This is a genomic window from Clostridium sp. CF012, assembly GCF_018861755.1.
Taxonomy (GTDB): Bacteria; Bacillota; Clostridia; order Clostridiales; family Clostridiaceae; genus Clostridium_AD.
In genome coordinates this window covers 243,635-255,387 of the sequence record NZ_JAHLEF010000003.1, presented here as the reverse complement: position 1 = coordinate 255,387, position 11,753 = coordinate 243,635, and the positions used below count along the sequence as shown (strand labels likewise).

Annotated in this window: 10 protein-coding genes; 3 read left to right on the top strand and 7 right to left on the bottom strand. The window is 30.6% G+C overall.

Translation table 11 applies throughout. The annotated features are described in order from the left end of the window. The first annotated feature begins 19 nt into the window (after nucleotides 1-19). Entirely contained in the window at nucleotides 20-586 is a 567-nt protein-coding gene (locus tag KPL50_RS05390; protein WP_216297427.1) for a hypothetical protein, read from the top strand. Between the two features lie 120 nt (nucleotides 587-706). Here KPL50_RS05390 and KPL50_RS05385 read toward each other — a convergent pair whose 3' ends face one another. The 4 genes from KPL50_RS05385 to KPL50_RS05370 all read right to left on the bottom strand — a co-directional run bounded on the left by KPL50_RS05385 (nucleotide 707) and on the right by KPL50_RS05370 (nucleotide 5,189). Further along, nucleotides 707-2,257: a putative ABC exporter domain-containing protein gene (locus KPL50_RS05385; protein WP_216297426.1), complete on the bottom strand. Its 1,551-nt coding sequence runs from the start codon at nucleotides 2,255-2,257 to the stop codon at nucleotides 707-709. After that, nucleotides 2,254-2,955, bottom strand: a complete 702-nt coding sequence (locus KPL50_RS05380; protein ID WP_216297425.1) for an ABC transporter ATP-binding protein — start codon at nucleotides 2,953-2,955, stop codon at nucleotides 2,254-2,256. The genes KPL50_RS05385 and KPL50_RS05380 overlap by 4 nt, the downstream gene beginning before the upstream one ends. 143 nt (nucleotides 2,956-3,098) lie before the next feature. Further along, nucleotides 3,099-4,424 carry a sensor histidine kinase gene (locus tag KPL50_RS05375; protein ID WP_216297424.1) on the bottom strand — a complete coding sequence of 442 codons (1,326 nt, stop codon included), beginning with the start codon at nucleotides 4,422-4,424 and terminating at the stop codon, nucleotides 3,099-3,101. A 39-nt stretch (nucleotides 4,425-4,463) separates the two neighbouring features. Continuing rightward, nucleotides 4,464-5,189, bottom strand: a complete 726-nt coding sequence (locus KPL50_RS05370) for a LytTR family DNA-binding domain-containing protein (protein WP_216297423.1) — start codon at nucleotides 5,187-5,189, stop codon at nucleotides 4,464-4,466. Between the two features lie 414 nt (nucleotides 5,190-5,603). Between KPL50_RS05370 and KPL50_RS05365 the strand changes: the two genes are divergently transcribed. Next, complete coding sequence (locus KPL50_RS05365) at nucleotides 5,604-6,527, top strand: ABC transporter ATP-binding protein (protein ID WP_216297422.1); 924 nt, start codon at nucleotides 5,604-5,606, stop codon at nucleotides 6,525-6,527. A 1-nt stretch (nucleotide 6,528) separates the two neighbouring features. After that, nucleotides 6,529-7,521 carry an ABC transporter permease gene (locus KPL50_RS05360; RefSeq protein WP_216297421.1) on the top strand — a complete coding sequence of 331 codons (993 nt, stop codon included), beginning with the start codon at nucleotides 6,529-6,531 and terminating at the stop codon, nucleotides 7,519-7,521. A 105-nt stretch (nucleotides 7,522-7,626) separates the two neighbouring features. On the opposite strand, the gene KPL50_RS05355 is transcribed toward KPL50_RS05360, so the two are convergent. Genes KPL50_RS05355 through KPL50_RS05345 form a run of 3 tightly spaced genes read right to left on the bottom strand, consistent with a single transcriptional unit; the run spans nucleotide 7,627 to nucleotide 11,496 of the window. Beyond that, entirely contained in the window at nucleotides 7,627-8,721 is a 1,095-nt protein-coding gene (locus tag KPL50_RS05355) for an endospore germination permease (RefSeq protein ID WP_216297420.1), read from the bottom strand. 16 nt (nucleotides 8,722-8,737) lie between these two features. Continuing rightward, a complete protein-coding gene (locus KPL50_RS05350) occupies nucleotides 8,738-9,901 on the bottom strand; it encodes a Ger(x)C family spore germination protein (protein ID WP_216297419.1) in 1,164 nt (387 codons plus the stop codon). Next, complete coding sequence (locus tag KPL50_RS05345; protein WP_216297418.1) at nucleotides 9,898-11,496, bottom strand: spore germination protein; 1,599 nt, start codon at nucleotides 11,494-11,496, stop codon at nucleotides 9,898-9,900. The genes KPL50_RS05350 and KPL50_RS05345 overlap by 4 nt, the downstream gene beginning before the upstream one ends. Nucleotides 11,497-11,753: the final 257 nt, after the last annotated feature.

Here is an 11,753-nt window from a genome sequence, read left to right as displayed (position 1 = left end):
AATTGTGGAGGTATTGTTTATGAAAAAAGATGAGGTTAGAAGCCCACTAAATAAATTATTTGATTCAATAGATAATCTGTTATCTGATGAGAAGGAGCAAAAATTAAGAAGTAAATTGGGAAAAGAAATACGCAAGTGTATTTTTACAGAGGACATAATTGAGAAACTCAATGAGAATGATTTCTCAGGCTTTATGGAGGAAGAAAAGAAAAACATGGTGCTTTTTTCTATGATATTTCCTATTTTTGTTGAGGAGAATGATGTTATTTTTAGGTTGTATAAGGATAAGATTGAAGTTGATTTATCAGATGAAATGAGAGATAGATATATTTATATGTTTTCAGATGGTAGACTTACATCAGGTTTATTTGAGTGTTTTAAGCTTTACGATGATGAATATATTTATGGAGTAAAAAACATAATAAATATCATCCCAAGGTTTAAAGAAACTATAAAAGAAGAGTTAGTAAATTTAGAAAAAAATGAAAATTTAAATAAACAAAAAATTGGAAACTATAAGGAGAGAGAAATCATAGCTAAAAAGAATTTCGATGAATTAATAGAGAAGTTAAATAAATTCAAATAAATGTGTATGGATAGGAATTAGATAAATGTTGTATTTTCTGATATTTATCTTTAAGCAAGTAAAAAAGTTCGACCCTTCGCTACCTGGGTCGAACTTTTTTAAAGCCTATGTTCGCTAACTCTACAATTCAATATTTTCAAATACTCCTTTTCCTAGGAATAAAATTAAACTGCTAAATATGAGATTATAGGCGATAAAAATCATGTAGGCTAGGAGCATTCCCACAGAACTATATAATGCAGTTAAAAGAACTATTCCAGGTGCTAATATTAGAATTAAGATAGCCATTCTTATAAGAGAGGTAAACACTATGTTATTACCACTGCCTAAAATTCTCCTTGTAAGAATTCCACCATATATGAAAAGAGATCCTATTGATACAAAGGCTATTATATTAAGAAGAATAAGAAGGATACTACTTTTAAATAATATGCCTGTTATTACAAATACGATAGTTCCATCAATGAGATTTTTAAAATTATCAACTGTGGTAGCATAAATAACTTTCTTAAAGGCATGATCTGGCAGCATATAAATATAGGGGTTTGATAAATCCTTTTGCCACTTGCTAGCAAAAGTAAAGATCAATTGAAGATATATCATTCCACCTAAAATCATTCTTAAATCCTTTAGTGGGCTATATAATCCAGCGGTTATGGCTACAACTCCATACATAATAGACCCTATGTTTATAAATGCAAAACCAGTCTTTTTATACTCCAATATTTGCCTCCAAAATATAGCAGAGGCGAACTTTCCTTTTTTAGTATACTGAACTTTTCTTACTCTAGGCTTTTTGCCAGTTTTCATAAATACTTTTTCGCCCCGACGGGTGGCGGAGATAGCTGTTTCTTTTAATTCCGTTGAAGCTAAAACATCTTCATAATAGTCTAGTTTAATAGAATAAACTATATAACAACAAAGAGTAGCAAACGCTATAATCAGAGCTATGTAAACAAAGAAAGTTGGATGTATACCATTCATTGAAGACATTATAATTGCCCTTACCCATCCGTATACAGGAATATAAGAAATAGCAGGAATATTTAAGAGGGATACAATAGCATTTCCTGGTGATTTAGTCACATATAATTCTATAAAGTAGCCTATAAGTACAACTGATCCTAAAATTTTAAAAGCGGATTTTAATAAAAATTTATTTTTAACACTTTTAGAAGCTACTGAATATAATAATATCTTTAATATTGAGTTGAAAATCAGCATAAGGAATAAGCCAAAGACAGCTACAATAACTCCATAGGACTTGATATTACTAAAGCGATAAAGGGTAGGGCCTTGAAATAAAATAAAAAATACTGCTATAAAGGAAGTGTATATTTGTTTTATAAATCCATATACTAAAACTTTCTGAGGACTAGCAGGAGATGTAAACACCAAGTTTATGTCTGCACCACGAAAAAAAGTGGCTCCATTATTTATGGAGGAATAAAGATCCGGCACGGTAAATAGTAAAATAACCACCCCTACAATAGCATTGTATAAGGCTGGATCTAAAATGTCTTGCTTTCCATCTTTACCGCCATTGAAAATAAGGGTTAGAGACAAAAGTATAAAAACTACAAGATAGCCAATTAGCTTTGCTGGCTTTCGCTTTAGTTCAAGAAAACCATTTTTCACGGATTTTTTTAGTATATAGATTAATGGTTTCATTCTTTATCCTCCGTGGCTTCAAAGAAGAGTTCTTCTAAGCTCTCATGTCTATTCATAAGCTCTTGCTTTGTACCGGATAGAACTATATTTCCAGTTTTCATTATTAACACCTTGTCCCAAATTTCATCAACGCTATCTATAATGTGAGTACTTATTAAAATAGAAGAGCCTTTTTCTTTGAGTTCTACAAGGGCCTTCTTTAGTTCTTTTATTGCTTTAGGATCTAGTCCCATTAAGGGCTCATCAAATAATATTACCTTAGGGGCTGTTAGTAAGGCGCAACAAATACTTACCTTTTGCATCATACCTTTTGACAATTCTTTGCCAAGCTTACCTCTTTTATCACTTAGGTCAAATCTTTCAAGTAATTCTTCCGCCTTTTCTTTATAGTCCTTTATTCCATAAGCTGCCGCCATATATTCTATATGCTCATAAACCGTGAGTAAATCAAACATAGCCGGAACCTCTGGAACATAGGAAAACAATTTTTTAGCTTCAACACTTTTATTTTTATATCCACAAATTTCAATATAGCCCTCATATTTTAATAGTCCAGTAATGCATTTTATTGTGGTACTTTTTCCAGCACCATTTGGTCCCAAAAGAATAGCAATTTCACCTTCATTAACTTGAAAGCTAATATTATTTACAACTAATTCTTTTGAATATTTTTTACTAAGGTTTTGCACGATAAGCATAGGTTGATCTCCTTTAATAAATAAATTTGTTATAATTATAGCAATGTAATGTTAAATACATTACTAGTTTATATTGTATGGTTTTTTTGATTTAATACAACTCAAAACACGTAAAACGGCTATTTAGCAACATGAAAAGAAATTTAATCATTAACACTTATGTTATTTATTCTGTGTTTTGTGGGGAACCTACTCCCCATAGAAGGTTGCTTGAAGGATATTTTAAAAACAGTATAATTATCTTCAAAGAACAGCTGAAGATCACTGCCAGTTTTTTCAACTATCCTTTTTATATTGTAAAGACCATAGCCTCTATTTTTTCCTTCTTTAGTAGAAAACCCTATATCAAAAATGTTTCTTATATTATTTGGTTTTATTGTTATTCCACTATTTTTCACCTCTACAATATTACTACTTCCTTCAGTAAGAATATTTAATATAACGATTTTATCATTGTTACTATTTTTAATGGCGTCAAAAGCATTATCCAAGAGATTATTTAGTACATCAGAAATTTCATAGTCATTTAAACTATTCTCTAATGAATTATTTGTAACCTTAAATAACAATTTTATATTTAATCTATCCGCTTCAGATAATTTATTATAGAGTATAGCTTTAATTATAATATTATCTATATATAGAATATCTTCTATAAGATTATTTGAATATTTAAGTGAACTCATATACTTCTTTAATTCATGCTTAACTTCTTGCTGGCTTGATATTTCTACTATTGCATTTATGGTGTTTAAATGATTTTTAAAATCATGCTGTTTCCGTCTTATATCCTCTACTATATCAATTAAAATAGGGGCATACTTATTCTGAACTTCTAAAACCTTTTTATCTTCGCTTATTTTAATTATATAATAATATAAAAATATGTTTGTAGATAACATAAATATTATAATGAAAATATATACTAGTAAATTGTTCAATATTATATTTTGATTATATTCCCATATAAACTTGGAAAATAATGAGTATAATCCTAAGTTAATTACAAAATAATATAATATCTTAGAATCTACTTGGAGAAAAATTCTTGCTTTTTCAGCAAAATCGGATCTTAATGTGAAAATGACTAAAACTAATTGAAAGAAAATAAGCGTAATATTCATTATAAATGTATCTGAATATTTAAATCCAATTAAGGTAGCAACAGCAATAAGAAGTGATTGCAAAACTATATTTATAGAAAAAAATATAACAAATTCTAATGTAGTTCTGATAAATGGTTTTTTATAAGTGAATTTAACTAAAAATATTAGACTTATAAAATTAATAAATACATTTAAGTAAACATTCATACTGGTCGTCGCAACCATTATGCTTCCGCCTATTAAAATTATAAAGAAATTTTTAAACCAATTATTTTCATTTTTAAAAGAAAACTTTGACCATAATAGTATAAATACAGTCAATTCTATAGAATTCACTAAAAACTCTTGTAGTATATATTTCATTTATTCAACTCCTGACATAACAAATTTAATTTGATATGATTATTGAAAACTCTCAATTATTGTACTTTTAAATTTGTAGCCTAAAAGAGCATTTTTATCATAATTTTCAAAGTGAATTTCACTCAATTTACTATTTATATGTTGTATCTCCCTTATATGATTAATATTAACAGCAAAGGACTTGTGGCACTGAAGTATATTGATACAATTTACGAGCTTAATAATATTCTTTAGAGCTAATTTATTAATATTATAAACACCATTTACTGTATGAACCAAACATATTCGAAGATCAACCTCTATAAAGATTATCTCATCAACAAATACCTTTACCTTAATACCTTTTCTAACTTCAAAAACCACATAGCGTTTTTCCTTTTTAGGTTCTACTATATTGTTACCATTTAATATATATCGTTTTGTCATATTCATAACATCGGATATATCATAAGGCTTTAGGATATAGTCATAACAATGAACTTCTTTAAAGGCTTGTTTTATATATTCAATATGAGTTGTTAAAAAGATAATAAAACTAAATTCGTATCTTGGTTTTTGTCGTAGAGCTATTGCAAAATCTAATCCTGAAGAATTTTTTAGTGAAATATCTATATAAAATATATCTATATTATTGATATTTGAAATTTTTAGAGCTTCATCTTTATCTTCACATTCATATATGGTTATATTTTTATCTATTTGCTGTACCATGTTTTTTAAATTTTTCCTTTGCAATTTATCATCCTCTACTATTAACACATTCATCTGTGTATCCTCCTAGTATCAACTCAGATTAAGGTCTATTAAATTACCTCATTCATGGTGAAAAAAGAATGTAATTTTACCTTGGTTATTGTAATAACTTGCCTTAACTTTACTATATTTTACCTGAAATTTCAAGTTTTTATAATATATAACTCGTTCTTAGCAGTGGCAATCAGCTTAAGCTCCCTATAAATCAATCTTAATCTACTTTAAAATAGCATAATGCTTTTATTGTTCCGATTGTGGCCGTTTTTTTGCCTTTCACACACAATCGCTTATATAGTTCATCTTTTGTGCTATTTTTTATAAGTGAGGTCTAAATCATTTATAGAAAAATTCATACTTATGATACTTTTATAAGCAATAAAATGAATTCATTTATATAAATTAGAATATTAATTGGGGAGGTACATTATGACTGATGAAGTATTGAAAATTGAAAAGTTAAAAAAAGTAATTGGTAAGCGAACAATAGTTTCAGATATTTCAATTGAACTTAAAAAAGGAGAAATATTTGGGTTTTTGGGACCTAATGGAGCTGGTAAATCCACTACTATTAAGATGATTGTTGGATTATCTAAAATTACTGAGGGAAATATCTATGTGGGGGGATGCTCAGTAAAAGAGGATTTTAAAGGAGCGATGCGCAATATTGGGTGCATAGTTGAAAATCCGGATATGTATAACTATATGTCTGGTCTGGATAATCTTAAAATATTTGCGAGAATATACAAAGGTGTAGATGAGGCAAGAATTCATGAGGTTGTGAAAATTGTGGATCTTGAGAGGGCGATAAAGGACAAGGTAAAAACTTACTCTTTAGGAATGAAGCAACGTCTAGGCATTGCCCAAGCGCTTCTGCACAGCCCAAAACTTCTTATACTTGATGAGCCTACAAATGGACTTGATCCAGCAGGAATCAAGCAGATGAGAGAGCTGCTTCGAAAACTTTCATCAGAAACTGGTCTTACAGTGTTTGTTTCTAGTCATATTCTAGGTGAAATGCAGCAGATGTGTGACCGTGTGGGTATAATCCATAAAGGCAAAATTATAACAATAAAATCCGTTGCAGAACTTCTTAATATGACACAGAAGGATGATAAAACAGTTCTTATATTAAAATCTGATAACAATGAAAAAGCAGTTTCACTTCTAACAGGTGTCAATATAAATAGTAGTATCTTGGGTGATGGAATACATATAGAAACAACCAAGGAGCGTGTTCCTGAAATAGTTACAACATTAACGTCAGAAGGCATAGCGATTTTGGGTATGGACAAACAAGAGAGTCAATCACTTGAAGATGTATTTATGAAGCTTACAGGGGAGGGAAAATAAAATGGGCAGTTTTTTTACACTTGTTTCAATAGAAAATACAAAGTTATGGAAAAGACTTTCTACAAAAATAATGTTATTAATAATGATTATAATTATAATAGCAGCAACTGGTATTTTTAAATATTACACTGTATCTCAGAAGGTTAAAAATACTATTAGTGTTTCTGAAAATTGGAAACAAGAACTACAGAAGAATGTTGACTTACAAAAAATTCAGCTAAAACAATCGGAAAGCGATACAAATAAAGGGGTAAAAGTACTCATAGGATTGACGAAAAAGAGTATAGCAGAAGGTGAATACAGAATTAATAACAATATCAAGCCAGAATCTAAAAAAAGTGTTTGGCAAAGAAGCTCAGAGTTTGCTACAAACGCTGGTTATGGTGGGATTATTGCACTTCTTTTAATAATATCCTGTTCGGCCTTAGTTGCAGGTGAATTTTCTGAAGGTACAATGAAGATGATGATATCACGTCCTTACACGCGGTGGGAGATTCTTACTGCAAAACTACTGACTACCATACTTTATGGCCTTGTACTTTTGGTAACAACATTTTTGTTGAACTTTATTATGATAGGTATATTTTTTGGTTTCAATGGCATAGGAATTAAGGAAATGATGTGGACAAGTAGCAGTATAATATATATATCAGCTGCATTAAAAACAGCAATTATCTTCGCACTTAATTTTCTTCAGGTGCTTGTTTATGTGATATTAGCTTTTACAATTTCAGCAGTATCTCGTTCACGCTCAATTGCAACTGGATTTTCACTATTCTTACTTTTAGTGGGAAGCAATATTGCGCAATTATTGGCTATGTATTTTAGTTGGGGGAAATATCTTCCTTTTGGAACCTCTAATTTTTCTACATTTGTTACTGTGGGAGCAACTATTGAAGGTACAACACTTGCGTTTGCATTAGGCTTATCTGCTATATATTCTATAATATTCTGCTTTGCAGGTTATTTAGTCTTTGGAAAACGGGATATTTGAACCAAATATTTTAACAACTAGGGAACATAAGAGCGGCCATTTAAATGGCTGCTCTTATGTTCCTTAAAAATATATGTTAAGTGTTTCCCAAAGGGAGTATGCTTGTTATTTTTTTGATTCATCAAGCTTTCTAACTACTGCTATAAACCATATAATTGGAATCAATATACCTAATGGAAGTAGTATAATAGGATTTTTTAAAAGATCTAAATTCAAATGTTGGATAATATTCGGTGGTACCATAGCTAGAACTGCATTAATAGCTACCATGGGGATAATTAATGACTTATAATCTTTTAGATTGAGCCATTGAGCCATTCCCACAATTTCAGGATAGTAGAAAACTGATAATTCAATATAACTGGCTAACATCCAGAGTGCAATAAAAAATGCATCAAATGCACCAAGAAAACTTGGAATACTAATATAACGTGTCATATAATGGAAAGGATTTACAAGTTCTGTTGTCATATTGATACCAGTAAAACCTATTATTGAAATTATTAAAAACATCAAAAGTATTCCTGTGGTGGTCATACCTATAAGCACAGCTTTTTTACTTTCCTTTATTATGTTCAAGCATGGAAGCCACAATGCCATAAAAAGTATTGTTTCTACTGCAAAGGGGAAGAGCACAACTTGACTACTCAAAATGGGCATAAAACCATTTTCAAGAATAGGTAATATATTTGAAAAATCTTCATTTTTAACATTAAAAGCTAAAATCAAAATTATTAAAGTAATGATTATTGGCATAAATAATTCTGTTGTTCTAGCAAATACCTCAAACCCACTTCTCATCACATAAATAATTAATAGAGACATTAGAATGTTTACTACAATTGGTGGAGTGAAAGGAAAGAACGGGTGCAGCGATTCTAAAAGATCCCTCATAATTATTGGAGCCATTAACCAGAATCCTAAAATATAATAAAGGCCAGCGAGTTTTCCTATGAATTTACCTAGAACTACAGGCAGATATTGAATAAATGTTTTTTTTGGAAAACGACGACCCAAGCTAATTAACAGTAAGCCATCTATTGTAGCAATAAAGTATGCAAGCAAAATTGAAAGCCAAGCATCTTTTCCAGAATATTTAATTGCAGGTACACTTATAACTACAAATATATCTCCTACGGCACCTGCAAGTATAAGCATTAAAGCCTGATGACCAGATATTTTTTCTTCTCTTAGAAACAAAATACTCCAACTCCTTTTAGTGGGTTGTAGAATTAATTATCTTGCCCGTACTTTTTAATGTTACTTTAACATTTACCTCTACTTTTATGGTTGGATATATCTCATCCCACTTTGATTCAATCTTTTTCCAGTGCTTGGGGAATTTCTTATGAATTATTTCACCGAAGCCAAGAGAATCTGTTTTATACTCCTTTTGAAGCTTTTTAAGAGTGCCTTCAACTTGTCTTTTAATTTCATTTGCAAAACCATCTTCAAGTATTTTGATGGTTTCAGGCGAATTTATACCTATACCTTTATTATTTTCACGTATATTGCCGTGTTCCCAAATATCTAAAGACATCATAATTTCTCCATTTATTATTTTAGGTCTTATTTTTATTTTTGAGTTTAGTATTTGCTGGCTTAAATTTTCACTGACAGTACCTGGATATCCTGATGCCAGAATTAATCTATTCATTTTTGTAGTCAGCCACAGTAATCCCATAGTTTCATCTGAATTAAGATATCCAACCAGCTTATCTTTCTTAAAAATTCCACATCCGCCATAGCCAATGTCACCACCCTCCAATTCATTATTCTCTTTAATTTCAATTTGTGTAATCACTGGTGATGTTGTTTTGCTTGAAAGCTTCAGCATGAATGTATGTAAACTCTCTCGTGGAACAGTCTCCATATGATTACCACGGTCTAAAAGATTAATTATAAAATCAGCTGATAGGTTTGTAGTCTCAATTTTTTTACGAAGAATATCAGATGCCTTTCCTTTGCATACCATAATATCACTTTTGGCACGGAATTCGTAGTTTCTGAATATACCATCAATGAATGAGTTAACGCCTTCTCTTGCGATATCCTCTCCAAGGATATAAATGCTAGTGTGGTCAAATTCAGGTATTTTACTTATTCTTGCATTATACTTTACTAGTGAATCTGATATAGAATTTGCTGTTATCAAAACTAAGTGAACATTAGATTTATCACTTCCGGGCTTTACGGCAGTGGATATACGCTCAGTTATTATACTTTGAAATGAAACAATTATTTTACCCTTTTCATCTGCTTTATCAATACCAATTGCAGAGATTATTTCTTTTTCATTAAGTTCAATTGAATCCCAACATCCTGTTAGGAGTATGGTACTAAATATCAGCACTATTATAAAGCTAAACTTCTTTTTCATTTTTGTTTATCACCAACCTTACCATTACTGGGAGCAGGTTTACCGTTATTAGAAGCACGCTCAGATGCTCTCCACCCTATGGAGCTAGGCCTTGTATTCATTAACCACCATGGAACTCTTATGATAAAATCCTTCATACCATTTAAATTAAAAGGCATAATTGGAGAAAAATATGGAACTCCAAAAGAACGTAAGGAGGCAAGGTGAATGATCATGAATATGTAACCCCAGATTACTCCGAATAGCCCAAATGCACCTCCAGCTATCAACAATGGAAATTTAAGTAATGTAATTGAGTCCATCTGTGAGGGTAATAAATAACTCATAATTCCACTTAATGATATTATTATAAGCATAATGGGGCTTACGAGCCCTGAGTTAACTCCAATCTCCCCCATAATCAGAGCCCCTACTATACTTACCGCCTGACCTATAGCACGTGGCATACGTACTGCAGCCTCTTTAATTATTTCAAATGCAATTGCTATAAGCAATGCTTCTACAACCGCAGGAAAAGGAACTTTTTCTCTTGTTGCCGTTATTATAAGTAGAAGCTGTTCTGGTATAATAGCAGTGTGGAAAGTTGTTAAAGCAATATAAATTGCAGGGCCGAAAATAGCCAAATGAAATGACATTAACCTTAATAGCCTTATCTGTGTCACTAAAAAAGATGCGGAATAATAATCCTCAGCAACCTGCAAACTTTCCACAAAAAGGAAGGGTACAGTTAGTGCTATTGGTGTACCTTCTGTGAGAATACCAACCCTTCCTTCTAGTATTTTCGCTGCAAATTTGTCTGGCACTTCTGTATTACCAACTGTGGGGAATACAGAAAATGGTGCATCTTTAATAAAATCTTCAATATACCCAGACTCAAGAATAGCATCAATATTAATAGCTTTTAATCTATATCTTACTTCCTCTAGAATTTTAACATCTACAATACCATTTAGATATACGACACATATTTTAGTTTTAGTCCTTTTACCAATTACCATCTCTTCAATCTTTAAATCAGAATTTTTTATTTTTCTTCTAACAAGTGATGTATTTACACTCATTGTTTCCGTAAAACTTTCCCGAGGGCCCCTTACGCTAACTTCTGTTTGTGGCGCTTCAACTCCCCTATGCTCCCAGGATTGCGTGCCTATTTCCAGTGCAGTGTCTTCTCCATTTAGAAAAAGAAGTGCATTACCATTCAATATTCCATCTACTGCTTGTTCTATAGTAGATACTTCATTTATTTTATTACTACTTATTGCATAATTTTTAATGTTTTCCAAGTTAAGAATATAATCAATAGGGATTTTGCGTACTTCCCACATTAAAGTGTCAAGTATATTATTATTTACTACCCGTGTTTCGCTTAGGCCTTCCATATTAATAACCAAGGCTTCCATATTATTTTTACCTATTAGAAACTGATGTATATTTATATCCATGTCATTTTCAAAAATACCCTTAATTTTTTGGAAATTATCTTTAATGTCTTTTGAAATAGGAGTAATTTGTTCATTGCTCATGGGTTGTTCGTAATTTTTTGTGTTGTTTACTATTTTGAGATATTTAATTTTTCTTAGAATTTTGCTTAACATGTTTACACCTATTAAGGCATTTTTAAAAAAATAACAAATCATTTTCTAAGATTTTTGACATGTTATTTTTTTGAAAATGCCTAACCTTCATAAATTGATAAAGATGTATGTATAAAATTAGTATTACCATTTTAATCTTTATTATTAGGCATGTTAAAAAAACTCAAATATTGTATCAAAAAATATAAAAATAATATTGATATTAATAATAAATTAAAGACCATGGCGTTAATTCTTTAGAACTGGGATTATATGAA